Below are 21,860 nucleotides of genomic sequence, written 5' to 3'. Positions count from 1 at the left end.
CGTCCGCCAGACGCTCCCAGTTCAGTCTCGGCGGAAGAAGGCCAGCCTCGGCGGAAGAAGGCGCCAAGAACTACGGCCGCCGGGCCCGGCCCAGCGCCAACTCCGACACCGGCATCGGCGACCAGACCGGCAACGTCCACTCCCGCTTGCAGGTGTCCACCTCGAATCCGGCGTTGACGATCGCGCGCTCGGTCTCGCGATGGGTGTGGCAGTTGCCCAGCAGCCTCGGCCAGAATGTCGCGTCGACAAATCGCTGCAACCGTCCCCGGGCGCCGGGGCTGGCGATGTGCTCGAGAAACCGCAGCTCCCCACCCGGCCGCAGCAACGAGTACAGACGCCGCAACACCTGGTCGGGTTCGCGTACCGAGCACAGCACCAGCGAGCACACCACCGCATCGAAGGGCCCGTCGCCGCTGAACGCCTCCACCGTCTCGCCCAGCAGGACAACCGGAACCGGCGCGCGTGCGGCCGCTACCCGGGCCCGGGCGGCCAGCCGCGGCTCGGGCTCCACAGCGAGCACCTTTTCCACGGTGTCGGGGTAGAAGGCGAAGTTCGTGCCGACACCCGCACCGATCTCCAGCACGCGGCCCGACAAGCCGGACAGATTCTCCCGCCGCAGGACTCGTATCGATTGAGCTTCGTGGGTGACGACGAGGGGCCATATCCAGGCGAAGAACGGGTTGTTGAGCGTCGACGCCGAAGTCACCGTCATGTCGTCGGTCCGCCATCCGTCGAACGATGCGACAGCACCCAGCCCACCAGCTGCTCAGACGTGGCGTCCGGACCAACCAGCCCGGAGACCATGTGCCCGCACAAGATTGCGCCGATCACCCGGTCGGCGAACGCGTCGACATCGCCGAACGGCAGATGCGGCTTGGCGATCACAATCGCGGCCACCCCGTGCGCAGCACTCCACAGCTCCAGCGCAATCGTGGTCGGATCGTCGGTTCGGTAGACGCCCTCGTCCATCAACGTCTGCACCGAGGCGCGCATGTGCTTGAACGCGGAGCTGGCCAGGGCCAGGTCGACATTGCTGCCGGACCGCCACTCGCCCATGGTGGCGAGCCGGTACAGCTCCGGCGTCCGCAGCGCGAACTGCACGTAGGCCAGCCCCTGGGCTCGCAACACGTCCACCGTGGACCGTTGCCCGATGGCCACGCTCTCCATTGCCTCGTCGAGTCTGGCCAGGTACCGAGCGCACACCGCGTCCAGCAGTGCTTCTTTGTCCTGGAAATGCAGGTAGATCGATGGCGGCGTGACGCCGACGCGCTGGGCCACCGACCGGATCGACACCGCCCTGGCATGCCCGGTCTCCAGCAATAGATCGGTGGCTGCGTCCAGGATTTCGTGGCGGAGCAGGTCACCCGATCCACGCCGGGCACGTGGACGGCGCAGGCCGCTGACGGACACGCTAACCATTGCGTATCACCGCGGCATGGACCGGTCGCCCGTTGTGATGCGTCGTCTCCTCGGCAACCTCGGAGTCTTGCGGCTGCTCAGCCGGGCCCAAGTCCGCGCCGGCCTCGCTGATCCCGAACCGCTCGTGTATCCACACCAGCGGCTTGGGCGCCCACCAATTCCATCGGCCCATCACATGCATGAACGCCGGAACCAGGACCATCCGGATCAACGTAGCATCGGCAAACACGGCCAGTGTCAGGCCGACGCCGAACATCCGCATGAACGACACGTGCGCGGCGATCAGCGCCGCGAACGACATCGACATCACCAGCGCCGCCGCGGTGATCACCCGGCCGGTGCGGGCCACGCCGTGCGCGACGGTCTCGTCGTTGGCGGCATGTGCCTCTTTCGCGGTTGGCTTTGCCGGTCGGTACTGCAGCCAGTACTCGCGAATCCGGGAGATCAGGAAAACCTCGTAATCCATGGACAACCCGAAAGCGATGCAGAACAGCAGCACCGGCATGTTCGCGACCAGCGTCCCGCTCGGCGTCGTTCCCATCGCGCCCAGATGACCGTCCTGGAAGATCCAAACCAGCGCACCGAACGCCGCGGTCAGCGACAGCACGTTACATACCAGCGCCTTCGCCGGCAGCACTACGCTGCCGGTGAGCAGGAACAGCAGCACGAACGTGATGGCGGCCATCAGCCCCAGCACCGCCGGAAGCCGTTCCGTCACCGCGTCGACGCTGTCGCGGTTGATCTGCGCGACACCGGCCATCTGAACCGATCGCCCGGCTGGCCCCGGCACCGCGTGCAAGCGCTTGAGCTGGGTGTCGGATGCCGGGGAAAACTCCGGCGCCGTGCTGTTCACGGTCAGGAACGCGCTGCCGTCGGCCAACCCCGCGGCTGCGCCCGGTGGCCCTTTTCGCTCCCCGTTCACAAACGTCCCGGTCGGGCTCGTCACCGCCGCCACGTCGGGGACACGCGACAGGTCGGTGGCATAGCGATCCAGTTCCGCCGGGCTCACGTCACGGGCATCGGGGACCACGATGGGTACCGTCATCGCGAAGTCGTGAGCGAAGTTGTTGCGCAATTGGTCACCGACCTGGTGCGACGACGCCGACGGGGGCAGCACCCGGTCGTCCGGGAAACCCCACTTGACCGAGAAGAAGGGCAGCCCCAGCAGCACCAGTAGCCCGCCCACGGCAAGGCCGACCGGCAGCCAGCGCCGCATCACGAACTTGCTAGACCGATACCAGAACCACTCCTCGACCGGCTTGTGCACTGGGTCGGGGCGACGCACCAGCCGCCGCAACAGCCGGCGCACGTCAAACGAGTCCAGCCGCGGACCCAGGAGCACGATCGCGGCGGGCGTTATCAGGATGGCCGCCGTCGAGACAAAGGCCACGGTGGCCACGCCGGAGTACGCGAACGATTTGAGGAAGTACATCGGGAACAGCGCCGTCGCCGACATCGACAGCGCCACGGTGACCGCCGAGAACAGCACGGTGCGGCCGGCCGTCGCCATGGTCCGGATGAGTGCCTGGTCCCGGTCACCGCCCTCGGCCAGCTCGTCGCGATAGCGACTGATGATCAGCAGCGTGTAATCGATGGCCAGCGCCAGCCCCAGCGCGGTGCTCAGGTTGAGGGCGAAAATCGACACCTCGGTAGTGAACGTGATGAGCCGCAACACCGACATGGAGCCGACGACCGCCAGCGCGCCCAGCGCCATCGGCAGCGCCGCCGCCAGCAGCCCACCGAACACCCAGACCAGCACCAGGAAGCTCATCGGCAGGGCGATCATCTCCATCACCAGAAGATCGGCCTGGTTCTGCTTGTTGATCTGGGCGTACTGCATCGCCGCGCCACCGGCCTGGACCTTCACGCCGTCACGATCGTGGACGAATTGGTCCGCCAGCGTTTGAGCGTTTGTCTGCGCGTTGTTCTCGCCGCCCTTGATGTTGATCACGATCAGGCCCGACTTGCCGTCTTTGCTCACCAGATCGGCGGCAGCCTCCGGTGGCACAGTCCATGGTGAGGACACGTTGTCGTAGACCAGCGGCGACCGTTTCAGACTCTCGACGAGGTCGGTGCCGACCTTGCGGGCCTGTTCGCTGTTGGCGCCTTCGGGCGCGGTGACCAGGATCAACATCTGCTGACCGCTCTGCCCGAACTTGTCACTCAACACTCCGATGGCGCGTGCCGACTCGGAGTTGGGATCCATGAAGCCCCCGGGAGACAAACTCTTGGCGACCGGAATGCCAAAGACCGCAGCGGCTATGAAGACCAGGATCCCAACGGCGAGGATGCGCCGCGGGGCTCTGATGGCCAGTCGTGCGATCCTCTGCAGCATGCTTGGGTCCTTCCGCTGCGGTGCTGGTCCGCACCATATCCTCGATAACTTATCCACGCTAAGTTACAGGTGTCAAACAACACCTGCCCTAGGCACGTATGCGGGGGCCCGGATGGTTCACCGCGTTCCGGAGACGGGCCAGAAATGCCGTCGAACGCCCCCAGTTGAGGCCTTGGGGCGGCGTCACCCTACCGGTCGGTAATAATTGCCACCATTTTCCGAATCGTGACTCAAAGATTCCTTAATAGCGACTCATAGGCTGATGGTCATGTGGATCGACGACACGAGTGCCGACGTCATCAAGGCTGACTTCGAGGCTCTCTACCACGGCGACGTGCTGGTGGAAGGTGAGACCTCCGAGCAGTTCGAAGACTGGCACCCTCTGCCTACAGCAAGCTGAGTCCGATGGGTATCTTCGCGCGGCTACTCATAGCCAACCCCCGAGTTCAGCAGTGGTTCCGTCGATAGCTTCGTCCGTGGTTCCCGTGTAAGGCCCCCCGCTGTTGCGGGGGGCCTTTCCATGACGCCGAGAAGACATAAAAGCACCCGACTACGCCCAGTGGCGTGCGGGTGCTTTTACGTCTGCCCGGCGTGCGTGGTTTACCGCGGCGCCATGCGGATGGCGCCGTCCAGACGGATGACCTCGCCGTTGAGCATCGGGTTCTCGACAATGTGTACCGCGAGGGCTCCGTACTCGTCCGGGTTGCCCAGCCGCGACGGATGTGGCACCTGCTTGCCGAGCGACTCCCTGGCCGGCTCCGGCAGGCCGGCCAGCAGCGGGGTGTCGAACAGGCCCGGGGCGATCGTCATCACGCGGATGCCTTTGCTGGCCAGGTCGCGGGCGATCGGCAAGGTCATGCCGACGACGCCGCCTTTGGACGCCGAGTAGGCGGCCTGACCGATCTGGCCGTCGAAGGCCGCCACGGAGGCGGTGTTGATGATGACGCCGCGTTCTTCCCCCACCGGCTCCGTCTTGGCGATCCGTTCCGCGGCCAGCCGCAGCACGTTGAACGTGCCGATCAGGTTGATCTCGACGATCTTGCGGAACGCGTTCAGCGGGAAGACGCCGTCCTTGCTGAGCACCCGGATGGCGTTGCCGGTGCCGGCGCAGTTGACCACGATGCGCAGCGTGCCCATCGACTCGGCCGCATCCAGTGCGGCGGCGACGGCGGCCTCGTCGGTGACGTCTGCCTGCACGAAACGCGCGCGGTCGCCGAGTTCGGCAACCGCGTCCTCGCCCCTGAGGTCCAGCACAACCACTTGTGCCCCCGCGTCGAGCAGCCGCTTGGTGGTGGCCAGGCCCAGCCCTGACGCTCCCCCGGTGACGACCGCTACGGCGTCCCTGATCTCCACGGAATGGTTCCCTTCGTTTGCCAACCTACTAGTTGGTTGGGAACTATACCCAGTCGCTGAGGATGGCTTCGACGTCGCCCACCGGCTCCGCCGAACGGGGTGTCTCCGGCGCGGTCCGGGAGAACCGCGGGGCCGGCATCGGCTGCAGATTGCCGTTGACTTCGTAGAAGGTGTTCCGCTCGGTGACGTGCGGCTCGGTGTGCACCTCACCGAAGGCCAGCACCGGCGTCACGCACGCGTCGGACTCGGCGAACACCTTGGCCCAGTGGTCGCGGTCGCGGGCGGCGAACGTCTCGGTGAAGACCGCCCGCAGTTCGGGCCAGCGGGTGACGTCGTTCTGCGGCGGTAGGTCCGCGGCGTCCAGGCCCAGCCCGGCCAGCATGGCCGCGTAGAACTGCGGCTCGATTGCGCCGACCGACACGTAGCGGCCGTCGGAGCACTCGTAGGTGTCGTAGTAGGGCGCGCCGCCGTCGAGCATGTTGGTGCCGCGCACGTCGGTCCACATGCCCGAAGCGCGCATCTGCCACATCATCTGGATCAGCACGCTGGACCCGTCGATCATCGCGGCGTCGACAACCTGACCCTTGCCGGAGTTCTGCCGCTCCCACAGCGCGGACAGGATGCCCAGCAGCAGGAACATCGAGCCGCCGCCGAAGTCGCCGACCAGGTTCAGCGGCGGCACCGGCCGCTCGTTCGCCCGGCCGATCGAGTGCAGGATGCCGTTCAGCGAGATGTAGTTGATGTCGTGGCCGGCCTGCTGGCTGCGCGGGCCGGTTTGCCCCCAGCCCGTCATCCGGGCGTAGACCAGCCGCTCGTTGACCTTGGCGCAGTCTTCAGGGCCCAAGCCGAGTCGCTCGGTGACGCCCGGGCGGTAGCCCTCGATCAGCACGTCGGCCTTGGCGACGAGCTTGAGCACGAGTGCACGTCCCTCGTCGGACTTGAGGTCGGCGGTCACGATGCGCCGGTTGCGGCTCATGGCGTCCTTCACGACGCCGCCGGGGCCGCCTTTTGACGGCCGGTCGACGCGCACGACGTCGGCACCGAGGTCCCCCAGGATCATCGAGGCGTGCGGGCCCGGCCCGATGCCCGCCAGTTCGACAACACGCAATCCACTGAGCGGTCCCGCCATGGGTGCACCGACCTTTCGTCTGCTCTGACGCCGTTCGATCTAACAACCGGTTGTTCGCATCTTCGCAGCCGCCGCGGAAGGCCCTGCAGCCCGGTCACCCGAGTGGCGATCCCCCGATACGCTTCGCGCCTTACGCCGAGCGTGCTCTCAGGGCGAAAAAGCGCGGTCGAAATCGCCCTGAGAGCACGTTGGGCGAGAGGGCGTTGCAGCCCGGTCGGCTCACTGGCGATCGCAAGCGCGGCCATGGCCGGGCGCAGCGGGTCACCACCATCGGCTTAATCTGAATCCCATGTCCGAATCTGGAATTGCCACTCTCGCCCCCGTCGCGGGTCTCGACGTCTCGCTGACCGACGGTGTGCTGTCGGTGACCATCGACCGACCCGACAGCCTCAATTCGCTGGTCATTCCGGTGATCACCGGTATGGCCGACGCGTTGGAAGCCGCGGCCACCGATCCTGCGGTCAAGGTGGTGCGCCTCGGCGGTGCGGGTCGCGGCTTCAGCTCCGGTGCGGGCATCAGCGCCGACGACATGTCCGGCGGCGGTGGAGTCCCACCGGACGAGATCATCTTGGAGATCAACCGGCTGATCCGGGCCATCGCCGCGCTGCCGCGCCCGGTGGTCGCCGTCGTGCAGGGCCCGGCGGCCGGCGTCGGCGTCTCGATTGCCCTGGCCTGCGATGTCGTATTGGCCTCGGAGAAAGCATTTTTCATGCTTGCCTTCACGAAGATCGGGCTGATGCCCGACGGCGGCGCGTCGGCCTTGGTAGCCGCCTCCATCGGCCGCATCCGGGCGATGCGGATGGCGCTGCTGCCCGAGCGGTTGCGGGCGGCCGAGGCGCTGGAGTGGGGTCTGGTGAGCGCCGTCTACCCGGCCGACGAGTTCGACGCCGAGGTGGACAAGGTCATCGCCCGGTTGGCCGCAGGCCCCGCGGTGGCGTTCGCCAAGACCAAGAACGCGATCAACGCGGCCACGTTGACGGAATTGGACGCCGCTCTCGAGCGTGAATTTGACGGGCAGTCCGGCCTGTTGCAGGCGCCCGACTTCAAAGAGGGCACCAAGGCATTCCAGGAGAAGCGCGCCCCCAGCTTCACCGACGCCTGAACCCATCCGAACGCGCGTCGGCTCCGAATAACCGACGTGTCGGTTGAACAGATCTCCTACCTCGTCACCGGAGCCACCGGCTACATCGGCGCCCGCCTGGTGCCGCGACTGCTGGACGAGGGTCACCGGGTGCGCGCGCTGGCCCGTAACCCGACCAAGTTGGCTTCCGTTCCGTGGCGCGCGCGAGCCGAGGTGGCCCAAGGCGACCTGGCCGATGTCGATTCGCTGATCGCGGCGTTCGACGGGATCGACGTCGTCTACTACCTGGTCCACTCGATGGGCGGGTCGAAGGACTTCAGCGCTGAGGAGACCCGCGCCGCCCGCAACGTCGTAACGGCGGCTCGGCGCACCGGAGTGAGGCGCATCGTCTATCTCGGCGGCCTGCATCCAGAGCACAGCAAGCTCTCGCCACACCTGGAGTCGCGCCGAGCCGTGGGCAACACCCTGATCGACTCCGGCATCGAGACCGTCGTGCTGCAGGCCGGAGTGGTGGTCGGGTCCGGATCGGCGTCGTTCGAGATGATCCGGCACCTCACCGAGCGACTGCCCGTGATGACCACGCCGAAATGGGTGCGCAACACGATTCAGCCGATCGCGGTCAGTGACGTGCTGTATTACCTGGTCGCGGCGGCGACGGCGATCGTGCCGTCCTCGCGGACGTGGGATATCGGCGGCCCCGACGTCTTGACTTACGGCGACATGATGCGCGGGTACGCCGAGGTCGCCGGACTGCGTAAGCGCTATTTGATCGTGCTGCCGTTCCTGACGCCGACGATCGCCAGCCTCTGGGTGGGAACGGTCACCCCGATCCCACCCGGCTTGGCGCGGCCGCTGATCGAGTCGCTCGAATGCGATGCGGTAATGCGCAACTTCGACATCGACAGGATCATCGCGCCGCCACCCGACGGCCTGACCGGCTACCACACCGCGGTGTCGTTAGCGCTCAACCGCGCGTCGCATGGCCTCGCCGAACCGACCTGGGTCTCGTTGCAGTCGGACCCCGCCGACCCGCTGCCCAGCGACCCGGACTGGGCAGGCGACATCGTCTACACCGACGTGCGCAGCGCGGTAACCGCGGCCGAGCCCGACGACGTCTGGCAAACGGCCGAGAAAGCCGCGAACGGCAGGTTCTGGTTTCCGCTCGGGCCGCGGCGTCGCCGCTCACCGAAGCGTTGGAACATCGTGGAGCGCGAGCCGGGTACCAGGCTGCGATTGCAGGCCGACGTGCACTCACCCGGTCAGGCGTGGCTGGAAATCACCGTGACACCGCAAGAACGAGGTGGCAGCCGGTACAAGCAGCGGGCGATTCTGTTTCCCCGCGGCATCGCCGGCCGCGTGTACTGGTTTGTGTTGCGACCCATGCACGCAGCCGCGTTACGCGCATTGGCGCGCGCTATCGCCGAGTAGTCAGACGCCGAACAACGGCGGCAGGGCCAGCACTACGATCAGGCCCCACACGAAGTGGGTCAGCATCGGCGCCAGCACGCCGCCGCTGGCCCGGCGCTCGAAAGCGCACACGGTTCCCAGAATGACCCCGGCGAAGCCCAGCATCACGTTCCCGCTGGCCAGCGTGGCGATGACGTACAAGACGGTCGAGATGAGCACCGGATAGTGCCGGCCCAGCGCGGTGTAGAGCGCGCCTCGGAAGAACACTTCCTCGGCGACGCCGTTGAGCAACGTAATGAGCACGACCAGCCAAAACGCTCCCTGATGGGCATATTGCAGCACATGGGTGATCAGGCGGGCTACCGGCGGAATCTCTTTGGCGACAACGCCCCCCACCACGAAGACGCTTCCGAGCAACAGCCCGATGGTCGTTCCGGTAATGACCGGACGTTGGTTGCGGCCGCGCCAATTGATCCCGCCCAGATGCAGCGGCCCGGAGACGAAGGACCCCGTGAACCACACCGCGGCCAACGCCAGCGTCAGCCAGTAGAAGCTCGCCTCACCCGGGTGCCGCCGCAGCGAAAACCCCAGCAGCACCGCGCCGACCACCAGCGTGATGCCGACGACAATGCGCCGGCGCAACACCACCGAGGGCGGTTCATGATGTGGCACAGCGACATTGGTGATCGCGCGACGTAGCTCTCCGAAAAAGCTGGTCCGGTAGGGAACGCTAGTCTGGCTCATGCGGGACGTACTTTCGGGGTCAGGGTGAGCAGGAGGTCGAGGCCGGTGCGAAGCGCTCCGGCCAGCGGGCCGGGCACGGCGTTCACCAGGTTCACCAACCCTAAAGCAGGCCGCGCGATGGGCGGGGTCAGCGCCCGGGCCAGCCGCCGGATCCGCAACGCGTCACCGCCGGCCCACACCGGATCGGTGTCGGCGAGATCATGCGGATCTGCCAGGGCGTTGACCGGCCGTGGCGGGCTCGACTGGTCCGCCAGTGAGAGTGCAATGGCAGCGTCGACGCCGAGCAGGCCGCCGGGCGGATCGGGCACCCGATCTCGCAGATCGGCGTCAGAGGCCAGCATCGGATGGTCCAGCGACTCGACGAGGTCTCCGGCCAGCCCCGGGGGGACCGGCAGCGCAACACCCGTGAACCGAGACGCCACCGCGGTGCCGACCAGGGGCACCCGCAGCGTCGCTTGCCACCTGCCGGAGATTCGCGCGTACGTCTTGAGCAGACCCCGGTACGACGTGGTGTCCGGGCCATGAATGTCGTACCCGCCCGCGGGCACCTGTCCGGCGTCGGCGGCGGCGACGAGGTAGTGCAGCACATCGCGGATGGAGATCGGGTCGATCGGGTTCTCCATCCAGCCGGGAATCGGCATCAGCGGGAACCGGTCGCCGACGTAGCGCAGCATCTCGAACGACGTCGACCCGGCGCCGATGATCATCGCGGCGCCCAGCCACACCAGCTCCGGTCCGCCTTCGACGCTCAGCGCCTCGGCCACCTCGGCCCGGCTGGACAGATGCTCGGACAACGCTCCGTTTTCAGGGTCCTCGGGCACGAAGCCGCCGAGGTACACGATGCGTCGCACCCCGGCGTCCCTCGCCGCGGTCGCGACATTGGCGGCCGCGGCGCTGTCGCCTTCCCGGAAGCCGGGCTGGCCGATCCCGTGGACCAGGTAATAGACCACGTCGACCCGGCCCGCCTCCTGCATGGCGGCCTGCGCCGACGCGGGATCTGACGCATCCAGCACGACCGGTGTTACGTCGTCAAACCAGCCCAACCGCTGGAGCCGGGCCGGGCTGCGAGTGGCGGCCAGTACCTGGTGATTGTTGGCCAGCAAGGCTGTGACCAGGCGCGATCCGATGTAGCCGGTGGCACCGGTGACGAGAATGCGCATGGCATCCAACCTAGCTGCGTGAGGATGCCCGCCGCATGGCGACGTGTCCCCGCGAGCGCGCGCATATGTACGGCCATAGCCGAAAAAGGTCTGCACATGCGGACGCTCGCGGCCAGGTCAGCGGCAGCGTTGAACCCATCCGGCGACGACAACGTGGATATTTACATGGGGAGGATCATTCGGGACGATTCCGTGCTCGCAAACACATCATCAACCGCTGTTATTACTGCAAATCCGTCCGTTGCTGGGGTTGCCGTCAAGTTTCCGCAACACCGCAACAGTCAGGACGACACCATCAAGGCGCTGACCAATTTCGCCGGCCCGGAGTTCCGGCGGTTCGCGCTGCGCGCCGGCGTCGACTTCCGGCACACCGCCTTGCCGCTGTCGCGATACGGCCGGCTCAGCGGCTTCACCGAGGCGAACGACGCCTACATCGAAGTCGCCCTCGACCTGGCCGAACAGGCGCTGCTCACCGCGCTGGACGAGGCCAAGGTGAAGCCGTCGGAGGTCGACATCGTCTTTTCGACGACGGTCACCGGGCTTTCGGTGCCGACGCTGGAGGCACGGCTGGCCGCCCGGGTAGGGCTGCGACAGGACGTCAAGCGCGTCCCGCTGTTCGGCCTGGGCTGTGTGGCGGGCGCGGCCGGAGTCGCCCGCATGCACGACTACCTGCGCGCCTTCCCGGACCAGGTGGCAGCGCTGCTGGCTGTCGAACTGTGCTCACTGACCATCCAGCGCAACGACAGTTCGGTCGCCAATCTGGTCGCCACCAGCCTCTTCGGGGACGGCGCGGCCGCCGTCATCACCAAGGGCGCCAACCGCGCTGCCGAGGGACCCAGGGTGCTGGCGACCCGCAGCCGGATCTACCCGGACACCGACGACGTGATGGGCTGGAAGATCGGCAGCGACGGCTTCCGGATCGTGTTGTCGGTCGACGTTGCGACCGTGACCGAGAAATATCTGGGCGAAGATGTCCGCGGATTCCTCGCCGACCACGGGCTGACCCCCGAGGACGTCACCACGTGGGTCTGCCACCCCGGCGGGCCGCGGGTGATCGAGGCGGTCGAAAATGTGCTGGACCTGCCCGCGGACGCGCTGGACCACACCCGAAACTCGTTGCGCAACAACGGCAACCTGTCTTCGGTCTCGGTGCTCGACGTGCTTCGCGCCAACATCGCCGACCCGCCGGCGCCGGGGTCGATCGGGCTGATGGTCGCGATGGGGCCGGCCTTCTGCTCGGAACTGGTGCTCCTCGAGTGGTAGGGATAGATCCGTGTACTACCTGCTGATCCTGGCGGTCGGGATTGAACGCCTTGCCGAGCTGGTGGTATCCAACCGCAACGCGCAATGGTCATTTGCCCAGGGCGGTAAGGAAGTTGGCCGCGCCCACTACCCGTTGATGGTTGGCATCCACTCCGCGCTGCTGCTCGGTTGCGTCGTCGAGACATGGGCACTGCACCGGCCGTTCATCCCATGGCTCGGCTGGCCGATGCTGGCAGTGGTCGTGCTGAGCCAGGGGCTGCGCTGGTGGTGCATCACGTCGCTGGGCCGACGCTGGAACACCCGGGTGATCGTGTTGCCGGAGACTCCGTTGGTGCAACGCGGCCCCTACCGGTGGCTGCATCACCCGAACTATGTTGCAGTGGTGGCCGAGGGGGTCGCCCTGCCGCTGGTCCACACCGCATGGCTGACGGCCGCGAGTTTCACCGTCGCCAATGCGATCCTGCTGACCGTGCGCATCCGGACGGAGAATTCAGCGTTGGGATACACATGACGGATTACGACACAGACCTGCTGATCGTCGGCGGCGGCCCGGCGGGCCTCGCGACGGCGTTGCATGCACGCAGCCAAGGACTTTCGGTGATCGTGGCCGAGCCGCGCGACAGCCCGATCGACAAAGCCTGCGGCGAGGGACTGATGCCCGGCGGCCTGGCCGAATTGACGTCGCTCGGCGTGGATCCGGCCGGCCTGCCGTTTCAGGGAATCGCGTATGTGAGTGAACACCGCCGGGCCGAGGCGCGGTTTCGCACCGGACCGGGGCGCGGCGTGCGACGCACCACGTTGCATGCGGCCCTGGCGGCGCGGGCCAAAGAGCAAGACACGGACTGGATCCGGACGCGGGTGACGGCCGTCGAGCAGGACGCACACGGAGTGACGGCCGTCGAGCAGGACGCACACGGAGTGACGGCCGCCGGCGTGCGCGCGAAATGGTTGGTGGCGGCCGACGGGCTGCATTCGCCGGTGCGGCGCGCGGTGGGAATCGACGCGACAGCCGGAACGCCGAAGCGCTACGGTGTGCGCTGGCATTACCGGGTGCCGCCATGGTCGGAGTTCGTCGAGGTGTACTGGTCCCGGTGGGGCGAGGCGTTCGTGACGCCGGTCGAACCGGACCTGGTCGGGGTGGCGATTCTGTCTCGTGGGCGACCCGATCTCGCGTGGTTCCCACGTCTGGCTCGCCACCTGCGGGGCGCCGGCCACGGCCAGGCACGCGGCTGCGGGTCGCTGCGTCAGGTGGTCTCGCGGCGGGTCGCGGGACGCGTGTTGTTGGTCGGTGACTCAGCCGGATACGAGGACGCGCTGACCGGCGAAGGCATCAGCCTCGCCGTCAAACAGGCCGCCGCCGCCGTCCGCGCGATCGTCGACGACGCACCGGAGTCGTATGAGGCCGCGTGGCACCGGGTCACCCGCAACTACCGTTGGCTCACCCGCGGCCTGGTGCTGGCCAGCGCGCCACGCGCGACACGACGCGGCATCGTGCCGGCATGCACGCTGCTGCCCGGCATGTTCCGGTTCGTCGTCAACATCCTGGCGAGTTAGCGCGCCTTCCAGACCGGCTGCCGCTTCTCGGCGAACGCCAGCGGCCCCTCCCGGGCGTCCTCGGACCTGATCAGGGTCCGCATCTCGGTCATCGTGCGGTCCCAGCCCGCTTCGTCGCCGACGATGACGCCGTCGTCCACCCCGTAGGCGATGCGCTTGCTGGCCTGCACCGACAGCGGCGCGTTCACCGTCACCCGCGCCGCCAACGCGAGCGCCGCGTCCAGCACGGAACCTTCCTTGACCACCTGGTTGATCAGGCCCCATTCCCAGGCGTCGGACGCGGTCAGCGGCTCACCGGTCATTAAGAGTTCCATCGCCACTTTGCGCGGCAGCTGGTCCATGATCCGGAAGACGCCGCCGGCCGCGGCGATCAGCCCGCGTTTGACCTCGGGCAACCCGAATTGGGCGCGTTCATCGGCCACCACCAGATCGCTGGCCAGCGCCAGCTCGGTACCCCCGCCAAGCGCGGTGCCGTTGACCGCGGCGATGGTGGGCTTGTCGATGAAGTGGTGCACGTAACCGGCGAAGCCCCACTCGAAATGGTCGGGGTGATACAGGTTCTCCTTGCGCGCGATGGCCTTGAGGTCGGCCCCGGCACAAAAGGATTTGTCGCCGGCGCCGGTGATCACCACCGCCCGCACCTCGGGGTCGTTCTGCGCATCTTCCAGCGCATCCCCGACGCCGATGCTGACGGCCGCGTTGACCGCGTTGCGGGCCTCCGGCCGGTTGATCGTGATCACCATGACATTGCCGTGGTGCTCGACGAATGCGCCGGGCTGGCCCGCGTCGGTCACAGCAGTTCCAGAATGGTCGCGTTGGCCTGACCGCCGCCCTCGCACATGGTCTGCAGGCCGTAGCGAATTCCCTTGTCCCGCATGTGGTACAGCAGCGTGGTCATGATCCGCGCGCCGGAGCCGCCGAGCGGGTGGCCGAGCGCGATCGCGCCGCCGTTGGGGTTGAGCTTCGTCTCGTCGGCGCCGATGTCTTTGAGCCAAGCCAGCGGAACCGGCGCGAACGCCTCGTTGACCTCGTAGGCGCCGATGTCGCCGATGCTCAGCCCGGAGCGCTTGAGCACTTTCTGGGTCGCCGGGATCGGCGCGGTCAGCATGATCACCGGGTCGGCTCCGGCCAGCGTCGCGGTGTGCACCTTGGCGATCGGCTTCATGCCCAGTTCCTTGGCCCTCTCGGCGGACATGAACAGCAGCGCGGCCGAGCCGTCGGAGATCTGCGAGGAGTTGCCGGCGTGGATCACGCCGTCCTCCTTGAACGCCGGCTTCAGCGACGCCATCTTCTCCATCGGGGTGCCGCGGCGGATGCCCTCGTCTTTCAGTACCACGTTGCCGTCTTGGTCCTTGATGCCGACGATCTGGTCCTCAAACGCACCGGAATCCTGTGCGGCGGCAGCCTTTTCGTGTGAGTCCAGGGAGAACTGGTCGAGGTCGAGGCGGGAGAAGCCCCACTGCTCGGCGATCATCTCGGCACCAATGCCCTGGTTGGGGATGCGGCCGTCGTAGCGCGAGATGAAGCTCTCCGGGTAGGGCCGCCCGCCGTTGGCCAGCGACGCGCCCATCGGCGTCCGCGACATCGACTCCACGCCGCCGGCGACGACGACGTCGTAGTGACCGGCAACCACGCCGGCCGCGGCGAAGTGCACCGACTGCTGGCTGGAACCACACTGACGGTCGACGGTCACGCCGGGCACGGTCTCGGGCCAGCCCGCGGCAAGCAGCGCGGTGCGGCCGATATCGAGGGCCTGCTCACCGGCCTGCATGACGCAGCCCCAGATGACGTCGTCGACGATCTCGGGGTCGATGCCGGCCTTGGTGACCAATCCGTTGAGGACCTGCGCGGACAGGTCGGCGGGGTGCACGCCGGACAGTCCTCCGTTGCGCTTGCCGATGGGCGAACGTACAGCCTCGACGATGACGGCTTCAGCCATGAGTGGGTCTCCTTTGACACGGACTTTGGAAGTAGTGATCTGGATTCGATTGTCAACCAACGCGTGGGCCGGGCGGCGGGCGGGGGGCCGGGACGGGCCGGATTAGGTGCTCGTGCCTGCCGTGAATGCCGTATTGAGCAGGGTTGCGATGATGGGCACTGATTGCACCCAGTAGGCGTCGCTCCCAGCCCGCGCGTGGGTACCGCCGGCTGCGCAATGTGGGGTGCCGGCCCAGCCGGGATCGTAAAGGACCAGGCATTTGCTGCATCGGCGCCAGCCAGTGTCTTGATCTGTTGGGTAGCTGGTGCCCGCGCGGACGGTGTTGATGTAGCAGTCGCCCGCCTGCAGGTGGCCCGCGCCGGTGCCGGCGCAGCGTCCCGCCTCGTTACTGCCGGCGTACCAAAGGGATTCGCAGCTGGGGCAGCGCCGCCAGTGCGGTTGGGACCACGGCGGGCCGATGTTGACCGGGAGTAGGTAATCCCATTCGTTGGTCGAGTTATGCCCGCCACCAGAGCCGCCCGGACACGCTCCGCCACCGACCGACGTGCACCACATGCAGCCGCATTGGTTGCAGCCCGCCCAGCCACGCTCGGTGTTGGGGCCGCAGATGTCGGAGTTGGCGACGGCAACGCCCCAGGTTTTGGTCCCGTAGATCGCGAACACCGTGGTCATGTTTGAGGGCGGGTCAGGGGTGGAAACTCCGCCGTCTTTCATGATCCAGTACGGCGGGACCGTTCCTTCAATTTGGTCCCAGCCGTTGGGGTATGGCGTTACGGCGTCGTTGACGATGTTGAGCATTTGGTACCACTGCGCTTGGGTCAAAATGCGCCCATCGACCTGGCTGAGGCTGGTCATCACCTGCTGCATGTCGTCCAACGAGACCCACCACCCGCCGGGGCCGGAAAGCAGATACAACGGCTGGCCGTCCTGTTCACTCCAGTCGTATCCAGGACTCGATCCCGGGTATTTATAGGCCAGCGCGTAGGTGTCTGAGCCCGCCGGCGGTTCGCAGGCCATCCCGGTCACCCCGACCGGCGCGAACACGTATTGGTTAACCAGCTCAACGTATTTGGTGGAGAACAATTCGTTGGGGTCTGGCGAAGCGTTCACCGGGTAATTGAAGCCGGCAAGGGCCGGAATCAGCAGACGCAGCAGCCCGTAGCTGATGTTGGTATACAGCATCCCGGGGTTGGGGTTGAGCTTGACCGTCTGGAAGTACTGGCGTAGTTGGTCGTAGGTTCTCCCACCCCCATAATCGGGGATGCCGCTGGTGTGGGAGAGCAGCTGGCCGAAGGTGATTTCGGGGACCCCGGTGGCCACTGTCCAGCCTTGCGGAAGGTAGTTGCCGATCTGGATGTTCAGCGCGTTGCCCCGTTGGTTGGGCAACTTGTCCACCAGCACGATCGTGGTGAGCGCCGTGAGTACCTTGCTGGTGCTGGCCGTCTGCCATTTGGTCGACGGCAAGAACGGTTGCGCGGGGGCGTTGGCGGCGGTTCGTGCGTAGCCGTGCGCGAACGACGTGGCGTTTTGTGGGCTTCCGATCATGGCTGCCCATCCCACTGTGGTGGTGTTGAGGCGGCTTTGAAGGGACTCGAACGCCGTGAGCGGGTCAAGGGTGCCCTGCGGATTCTCGATCGGCAGCAAGACCCGGTTGTTGGTGGCTGCGGCGGCGACAGTCCAGCCGTCGAACGGTGTAAAGGCGGCGAAGGTAAGCGGGCCCAGCAACGAGGAGTAATAGCTGAGGTACATCCAGGCCTGCGGCGCGACGCCGTCGCCTCCATACCAGGCGCCGTTGTTCCCGATCACCACCCAACCGCTTCCGGGAGTGAACGCGACCCAGCGCACGCCAGCCGTCAGCTTGGGCACAGCATTGAGGAGTCCACTGGGTACACCGTTCGAGGAGGTGAAGCACTGGCCCTTCTGGTTGACGACCACCCAACCGCCCTGGGCGGTGAAGGCGACACAGGTGACCGCTGCCGGGCCGTCGGCAGCGGTCAGCGTCTGGGCGAAACCCGAAGGGAGCCCGTGCTGCGAGAGGGCGCCGTCGCTGTTGGTCATGAACCACCCGTACTGCGGGGTGAACGCGACGCACCTGACATCTGCGCCGCCGCTCTGAGACGACGTCAAAGCCTGCTGGAAATCAGCCGACAGCGATCCACCGGTCGCGGGTCCGCTGCTGGGGATCACCACCCAACCCGGCACCTCAGGCGCGAAGGCGACCGAGACGACCTCGCGCCCGCTGGCATGGACGGCCTCCATTTGGCTTAAGCACCCCTCCGGAACCTTGTAGGCAAAGAACTCCTGACTCACCGCTAGCCCCCAAACTGATTGGCGCCGCATAGCCCGGTCTGCTGCACCGATAGGTGACAGTGTCGGTGACGGCCCGAGTGGCCGGTGTGGTCATGATTGCTTCGAATGTGATCGGGGTCAACCGTCCGAGTGTGGCCTGGTAGAGCGGCGATGACAGGTGCGCTCGATCCACGTGACGACGGCGATGCACATCCGATGGCCGGTGTCCCAGCGGCGCCGCCCAAGTGAAAGTTCGCCACGGCAATCGGGCCGCGGCAATAATGATCGGGTGAAGCGGCTCAACGGCATGGATTCGATGCTGCTGTACAGCGAGGCGCCCAACCTGCACACCCACACGCTGAAGATCGCTGTCGTCGACGCCGCAGACTACAACGGCGAGTTCACCTTCGAACTGTTCCGCGACACGCTGCTGAGGCGGCTGCATCTGCTGGATCCGTTGCGCTACAAGCTGATCGACATCCCCTGGCGACTGCATCACCCGATGTGGCTGGAAAACTGCGACGACGACCTCGACTACCACCTGCCACCTGCGGCGCGTACGGGTGCCCGCACCCGGTGGTCGCCGCGAACTCGACCAGGTCATCGGCGAGATTGCCGGCACCCCGCTGGACCGCGGCCACCCATTGTGGGAGTTCCACTTTGCCGAAGGCATGGCCGACCACCGATTCGCACTGATCGGCAAGGTCCACCACGCCCTGGCCGACGGAATCGCCTCGGCCAATCTGCTGAACAGAGTCATGGACCTGGACGGGCCGGTGCAGGACGAACGCGACATGCAAGCCAGCTGCGTACCGCCGTCGAAGCGCGAGTTGCTCTGGGCGGCGGCACGCGACCATGTACAGCAAATCGTCGCGCTGCCCGGGGTGATCGCCGACGCGATTTCTGGTCTGCGGCGGCTATGGCGGGGTTCCCGGGAGCGTGGCGCGCATCCGGACCTGGCCCGGCTGCTGCGGGCCCCGCCGACATTTATCAACCACGTGGTCTCGCCGGAGCGGACGTTCGCGACCGCGACGCTGTCGCTGGCGCAGGTGAAAGAGACCAGCAAACACCTGCAGATCACCATCAACGACGTGGTGATGGCGATGGCCGCCGGCGGACTGCGGGAGTTGTTGCTGCGTTACGACGGCCGTGCCGATCGGCCCATCGTCGCATCGGTTCCGTCGAGCACCGACAAGTCGCCGCACCGGATCAGCGGCAACCAGCTCGGCGGCATGGTCGTCTCGTTGCCCGCTCACATCGACGATCCGTTGGAGCGCCTGCGGCTGACCTCGTTAGGCACCGAAATCGCCAAGGAGAACAACGAGCTGCTGGGTCCGGAACTGACCGGCCGGTTGATCGACTACCTGCCCCCGGCGGCGGCTCCGCCCGTGTTGAGCTGGTTGGGACGCCGGAATGCGCGAAACAAGCTGTTCAATGTCCCGATCTCCAACGTGCCCGGTCCGAGCGAGCGTGGCCGTTTCGCGGGCGCCACGGTCAGCGAGATCTATTCCGTCGGACCGTTAGTGGCCGCGTGCGGCGTCAACATCACCGTGTGGAGCTACGTCGACCAGCTCAACATCTCGGTCATCGCCGACGACCGCACCCTCGGCGACCCCCATGAAGCGACCGACGCCATGATTCACGCATTCCGCGAAATCCGCACTGCGGCAGGACTTTCCGGTGAGCTGGCCACTGTGGGCACGGCGATGCCGCAGGCCACGGCAAGCTAACCTCGTGGCGCTATTTCAGCGACGTGGACAGTGGTGCGCGGCGAGCGATTGCCGACCCTGCGCCGGCGTGCGGCGCGGTCGATCTCCCGCCGTGCACCAGGACGTCGGCGAGCGGATCGAGCGGCCCGAACAGCGGCGGACGGACCCGGCGATCGGCACACCCGCGCGGGCCGGCAACGATGTCGGCGCCCGCCCACCCCGGCGCGCCAGCTCGTCGATTGCGCGGGACAGGCTGCCACGGCGGACGGCCAGCCGCAGAAATGCAGGAGTTCCGTCCAGCACCGTGCTGACGATGTGCGCGCCGACGGTCTTGACGTCCCAGCCCGCACACAGGCTCGGTGTCGCCAACTGCGTGTCGTCCAAGTCCGCTAGCAGACTTGCGATTTGGCGTCGTTCGTTAGCGACAGCGCTAAACACAAATTCGCTGTCGAATGCCCCGCGTTTACCCGGCGGGATACCCCACGGACTTGATCTCGGTGTACTGGTCGAAGCCGGCGATACCGTTCTGGCGTCCCACCCCGCTGTACTTGTAGCCGCCGAAGGGCGTGTCGGCAGCATACGCAGCGCCACCGTTGACACCCATGAAACCGGCACGGATCCGGCGCGCCACCGCCAGCGAACGTTCCAGCGAGCCCGACATCACGTTGCCCGCCAACCCGTACCGGCTGTCGTTGGCGATGCGGATGGCGTCCTCTTCGTCGTCGAACGGGATGACCGACAGCACCGGGCCGAAGATCTCTTCCTGCGCGATCGTCATCGAGTTGTCGACGTCGGTGAAAAGCGTTGGGCGGACGAAGTATCCCTTGTCGAACCCGGTGGGCGCATCCGGGCCGCCGACCAGCGCCGTGGCACCTTCTTCGACGCCCTTGCGGATGTAGCCCATCACCCGATCGCGTTGCCGCTCCGAAATGACCGGGCCGCAGAGGGTTCCGGCATCCTGCGGGTCGCCGCAGGTGACGTTCTCGTAGATGCTCTTGAGGATCGCCACACCCTCCTCGTAGCGGGATCGCGGCAGCAGCATCCGGGTCGGGTTGGCGCAGCCCTGCCCGGCGTGCATGCACGGCGCGATCCCGATCGCGCAGGCCATCCCGAAGTCCGCATCTTCCAGAACGATGGTGGCCGACTTGCCGCCCAGCTCGAGGAACAGCCGCTTCATGGTTGCGGCGCCCTTCTCCATGATCCGCTGGCCCACCACCGTCGAGCCGGTGAAGGAGATCAGGTCGACCTTAGGCGACAGCGTAAGTTCCTCGCCCACAAAGTGATCCGAGGCGGTGACAACGTTGACGACACCCGCCGGGATGTCGGTCTTCTCGGCGATCAGCCGGCCCAGCCGGGTCGCGTTGAACGGCGTGTTGGGAGCCGGCTTGAGCACGACCGTGTTGCCGGTCCCCAGTGCTTGGCCGAGCTTGTTGAGGGTGACCTCGAACGGGAAGTTCCACGGCACGATCGCACCGACCACGCCGACCGGCTCGCGCCAGACCTTGATGGTGGTGTTCGTGCCGGTTAGGCTGATCACCCGGTCGCCGAGGTCGGTCTCCCACGCGTACTCGTCGATCAGCCGGGCGGGGTACTTCAACCCGTCGGCGAGCGGGGCATCCAGCTGGGGACCGAAGGTGATTGCCCGCGGCGAGCCGACCTCGAGGATGAGCTCCTCGCGCAGCTCCTCCTTCTCCTCCTCGATCGCGTCGTGCAGCTGCAACAGGCAGCGCTTGCGCAGCTCGCGGTTGGTCGACCAGTCGCTCTCGTCGAAGGCCCGCCGGGCGGCGTCGATGGCCCGGAGGATGTCCTCCTTGGACGCGTCGGCGACCTCGCCGAGCGGCTCCTCGGTCGCGGGATTGATGTTGGTGAAGGTGCCGGCCTGGCCGTCGACGAGCTTGCCGTCGATCATCATCTTCGGCTCGAACCGTACCTTTACAGCTTCAGCCATATCTGTCACTCTCTTCGGGCTAGTTTGAGGGCTCTACGGAGAGCCTTACTGGAAACTAGCCGATTGGCAACCCGCAGCCGCTGCGGGGGGTCTGACTACTGGGGATCGAACAGCACCGGCACCGACGTCGGCGACCGGAAGACCTGCCCGCGGACGTGCGGGTCGTCCCCGTCGGGATCGAGCCGCAGGTTCGGCAGCCGGTCCAGCAGCAGGTTGATGGCGGTCCGCATTTCCAGCCGCGCCAGATGCATGCCCAGGCAGACGTGGACGCCGTGCCCCCAGCCCAGGTGCGCCCTCGCCTGCCGGTGAATGTCGAACGTGTCCGGATCGGGATAGCGATCTTCTTGCCGGTTCGCCGAACCCAGCATCGGCATCACCGTCGCGCCGGCCGGGATCGCGACCCCGCCGAGTTCGGTGTCTCGGGTCGCCACCCGGGTGATGGTGAGCAGCGGGGGCTCCCACCGCACGCCCTCTTCGATGGCCTGCGGCAGCAGCGACCGGTCCGCGCGGATCGCGTCCAACTGCGCGGG

Annotated in this window: 19 protein-coding genes and 1 pseudogene; 7 read left to right on the top strand and 13 right to left on the bottom strand. The window is 66.9% G+C overall.

Going from position 1 to position 21,860, the window contains the following annotated elements:
* Nucleotides 1-70 precede the first annotated feature (70 nt).
* From VML93_RS31220 to VML93_RS31210, 3 genes are read right to left on the bottom strand one after another with little or no spacing between them, the layout of a single operon-like run.
* A complete protein-coding gene (locus tag VML93_RS31220) occupies nt 71-712 on the bottom strand; it encodes a methyltransferase domain-containing protein (RefSeq protein ID WP_325616545.1) in 642 nt (213 codons plus the stop codon).
* Nucleotides 709-1,419: a TetR/AcrR family transcriptional regulator gene (locus VML93_RS31215; protein ID WP_325616543.1), complete on the bottom strand. Its 711-nt coding sequence runs from the start codon at nt 1,417-1,419 to the stop codon at nt 709-711. The genes VML93_RS31220 and VML93_RS31215 overlap by 4 nt, the downstream gene beginning before the upstream one ends.
* Nucleotides 1,412-3,754 (bottom strand): MMPL family transporter, encoded by a 2,343-nt coding sequence (locus tag VML93_RS31210; RefSeq protein WP_325616541.1) that lies wholly within the window; start codon nt 3,752-3,754, stop codon nt 1,412-1,414. Before VML93_RS31210 ends, VML93_RS31215 begins: the two co-directional genes overlap by 8 nt.
* 268 nt (nt 3,755-4,022) lie before the next feature.
* Between VML93_RS31210 and VML93_RS31205 the strand changes: the two genes are divergently transcribed.
* Nucleotides 4,023-4,154, top strand: a complete 132-nt coding sequence (locus VML93_RS31205; protein ID WP_325616540.1) for a hypothetical protein — start codon at nt 4,023-4,025, stop codon at nt 4,152-4,154.
* Nucleotides 4,155-4,354: 200 nt separating this feature from the next.
* Here VML93_RS31205 and VML93_RS31200 read toward each other — a convergent pair whose 3' ends face one another.
* Nucleotides 4,355-5,107, bottom strand: a complete 753-nt coding sequence (locus VML93_RS31200) for a 3-hydroxyacyl-CoA dehydrogenase (protein WP_325616538.1) — start codon at nt 5,105-5,107, stop codon at nt 4,355-4,357.
* A 43-nt stretch (nt 5,108-5,150) separates the two neighbouring features.
* Complete coding sequence (locus VML93_RS31195) at nt 5,151-6,236, bottom strand: CaiB/BaiF CoA-transferase family protein (protein ID WP_325616536.1); 1,086 nt, start codon at nt 6,234-6,236, stop codon at nt 5,151-5,153.
* A gap of 289 nt (nt 6,237-6,525) precedes the next feature.
* Between VML93_RS31195 and VML93_RS31190 the strand changes: the two genes are divergently transcribed.
* Together VML93_RS31190 and VML93_RS31185 are read left to right on the top strand one after the other, a co-directional pair.
* Nucleotides 6,526-7,338 carry an enoyl-CoA hydratase gene (locus VML93_RS31190; RefSeq protein ID WP_325616534.1) on the top strand — a complete coding sequence of 271 codons (813 nt, stop codon included), beginning with the start codon at nt 6,526-6,528 and terminating at the stop codon, nt 7,336-7,338.
* A gap of 36 nt (nt 7,339-7,374) precedes the next feature.
* Nucleotides 7,375-8,745 carry a DUF2867 domain-containing protein gene (locus VML93_RS31185; RefSeq protein ID WP_325616532.1) on the top strand — a complete coding sequence of 457 codons (1,371 nt, stop codon included), beginning with the start codon at nt 7,375-7,377 and terminating at the stop codon, nt 8,743-8,745.
* On the opposite strand, the gene VML93_RS31180 is transcribed toward VML93_RS31185, so the two are convergent.
* A complete protein-coding gene (locus VML93_RS31180) occupies nt 8,746-9,468 on the bottom strand; it encodes a type II CAAX endopeptidase family protein (protein ID WP_325616531.1) in 723 nt (240 codons plus the stop codon).
* On the bottom strand, nt 9,465-10,628 hold the full coding sequence (locus VML93_RS31175) for an NAD(P)H-binding protein (RefSeq protein WP_325616529.1): 1,164 nt from the start codon (nt 10,626-10,628) through the stop codon (nt 9,465-9,467). The genes VML93_RS31180 and VML93_RS31175 overlap by 4 nt, the downstream gene beginning before the upstream one ends.
* A 96-nt stretch (nt 10,629-10,724) precedes the next feature.
* Between VML93_RS31175 and VML93_RS31170 the strand changes: the two genes are divergently transcribed.
* The 3 genes from VML93_RS31170 to VML93_RS31160 are packed head-to-tail and all read left to right on the top strand — an operon-like array spanning nt 10,725 to nt 13,445.
* Nucleotides 10,725-11,891, top strand: coding sequence for a type III polyketide synthase (locus VML93_RS31170; RefSeq protein WP_414686496.1), 1,167 nt, complete (start codon nt 10,725-10,727; stop codon nt 11,889-11,891).
* Nucleotides 11,892-11,901: 10 nt separating this feature from the next.
* The gene (locus tag VML93_RS31165) at nt 11,902-12,402 is read left to right on the top strand and encodes an isoprenylcysteine carboxyl methyltransferase family protein (protein WP_325616527.1); all 501 of its coding nucleotides are present in this window, start codon (nt 11,902-11,904) and stop codon (nt 12,400-12,402) included.
* A complete protein-coding gene (locus VML93_RS31160; RefSeq protein ID WP_325616525.1) occupies nt 12,399-13,445 on the top strand; it encodes an NAD(P)/FAD-dependent oxidoreductase in 1,047 nt (348 codons plus the stop codon). The genes VML93_RS31165 and VML93_RS31160 overlap by 4 nt, the downstream gene beginning before the upstream one ends.
* Here the strand turns inward: VML93_RS31160 and VML93_RS31155 are convergent.
* The 3 genes from VML93_RS31155 to VML93_RS31145 form a co-directional block, all read right to left on the bottom strand.
* The gene (locus tag VML93_RS31155; protein WP_325616523.1) at nt 13,442-14,239 is read right to left on the bottom strand and encodes a crotonase/enoyl-CoA hydratase family protein; all 798 of its coding nucleotides are present in this window, start codon (nt 14,237-14,239) and stop codon (nt 13,442-13,444) included. The two genes, VML93_RS31160 and VML93_RS31155, sit on opposite strands and share 4 nt — an antisense overlap.
* Nucleotides 14,236-15,384 (bottom strand): thiolase family protein, encoded by a 1,149-nt coding sequence (locus VML93_RS31150; RefSeq protein WP_325616521.1) that lies wholly within the window; start codon nt 15,382-15,384, stop codon nt 14,236-14,238. Before VML93_RS31150 ends, VML93_RS31155 begins: the two co-directional genes overlap by 4 nt.
* Before the next feature lie 102 nt (nt 15,385-15,486).
* A complete protein-coding gene (locus VML93_RS31145; RefSeq protein ID WP_325616519.1) occupies nt 15,487-17,643 on the bottom strand; it encodes a serine hydrolase domain-containing protein in 2,157 nt (718 codons plus the stop codon).
* Nucleotides 17,644-17,962: 319 nt separating this feature from the next.
* Between VML93_RS31145 and VML93_RS31140 the strand changes: the two are divergent.
* Nucleotides 17,963-19,403: pseudogene (locus VML93_RS31140) on the top strand (WS/DGAT/MGAT family O-acyltransferase).
* Between the two features lie 15 nt (nt 19,404-19,418).
* Here VML93_RS31140 and VML93_RS31135 read toward each other — a convergent pair.
* From VML93_RS31135 to VML93_RS31125, 3 genes are all read right to left on the bottom strand, one after another.
* Complete coding sequence (locus tag VML93_RS31135; RefSeq protein ID WP_325616517.1) at nt 19,419-19,766, bottom strand: maleylpyruvate isomerase N-terminal domain-containing protein; 348 nt, start codon at nt 19,764-19,766, stop codon at nt 19,419-19,421.
* A 79-nt stretch (nt 19,767-19,845) separates the two neighbouring features.
* The gene (locus tag VML93_RS31130) at nt 19,846-21,330 is read right to left on the bottom strand and encodes an aldehyde dehydrogenase family protein (protein ID WP_325616515.1); all 1,485 of its coding nucleotides are present in this window, start codon (nt 21,328-21,330) and stop codon (nt 19,846-19,848) included.
* A 95-nt stretch (nt 21,331-21,425) separates the two neighbouring features.
* The coding region (locus VML93_RS31125; RefSeq protein ID WP_325616513.1) for a cytochrome P450 at nt 21,426-21,860 on the bottom strand (435 nt) is incomplete at its 5' end.

Source organism: Mycobacterium sp., from assembly GCF_035499775.1.
Lineage (GTDB): Bacteria > Actinomycetota > Actinomycetes > Mycobacteriales > Mycobacteriaceae > Mycobacterium.
The sequence above is the reverse complement of the archived record's forward strand: the minus strand, read 5'-3'. Positions and strand labels throughout refer to the sequence as shown.

Bases quoted from the DNA above. Each gene is read 5' to 3' on its own strand.
- VML93_RS31220 (WP_325616545.1), bottom strand. From the start codon at position 712: ATGACGGTGACTTCGGCGTCGACGCTCAACAACCCGTTCTTCGCCTGG.
- VML93_RS31215 (WP_325616543.1), bottom strand. From the start codon at position 1,419: ATGGTTAGCGTGTCCGTCAGCGGCCTGCGCCGTCCACGTGCCCGGCGT.
- VML93_RS31210 (WP_325616541.1), bottom strand. From the start codon at position 3,754: ATGCTGCAGAGGATCGCACGACTGGCCATCAGAGCCCCGCGGCGCATC.
- VML93_RS31205 (WP_325616540.1), top strand. From the start codon at position 4,023: ATGTGGATCGACGACACGAGTGCCGACGTCATCAAGGCTGACTTCGAG.
- VML93_RS31195 (WP_325616536.1), bottom strand. From the start codon at position 6,236: ATGGCGGGACCGCTCAGTGGATTGCGTGTTGTCGAACTGGCGGGCATC.
- VML93_RS31190 (WP_325616534.1), top strand. From the start codon at position 6,526: ATGTCCGAATCTGGAATTGCCACTCTCGCCCCCGTCGCGGGTCTCGAC.
- VML93_RS31180 (WP_325616531.1), bottom strand. From the start codon at position 9,468: ATGAGCCAGACTAGCGTTCCCTACCGGACCAGCTTTTTCGGAGAGCTA.
- VML93_RS31175 (WP_325616529.1), bottom strand. From the start codon at position 10,628: ATGCGCATTCTCGTCACCGGTGCCACCGGCTACATCGGATCGCGCCTG.
- VML93_RS31170 (WP_414686496.1), top strand. From the start codon at position 10,725: ATGCGGACGCTCGCGGCCAGGTCAGCGGCAGCGTTGAACCCATCCGGC.
- VML93_RS31160 (WP_325616525.1), top strand. From the start codon at position 12,399: ATGACGGATTACGACACAGACCTGCTGATCGTCGGCGGCGGCCCGGCG.
- VML93_RS31150 (WP_325616521.1), bottom strand. From the start codon at position 15,384: ATGGCTGAAGCCGTCATCGTCGAGGCTGTACGTTCGCCCATCGGCAAG.
- VML93_RS31145 (WP_325616519.1), bottom strand. From the start codon at position 17,643: ATGGAGGCCGTCCATGCCAGCGGGCGCGAGGTCGTCTCGGTCGCCTTC.
- VML93_RS31130 (WP_325616515.1), bottom strand. From the start codon at position 21,330: ATGGCTGAAGCTGTAAAGGTACGGTTCGAGCCGAAGATGATGATCGAC.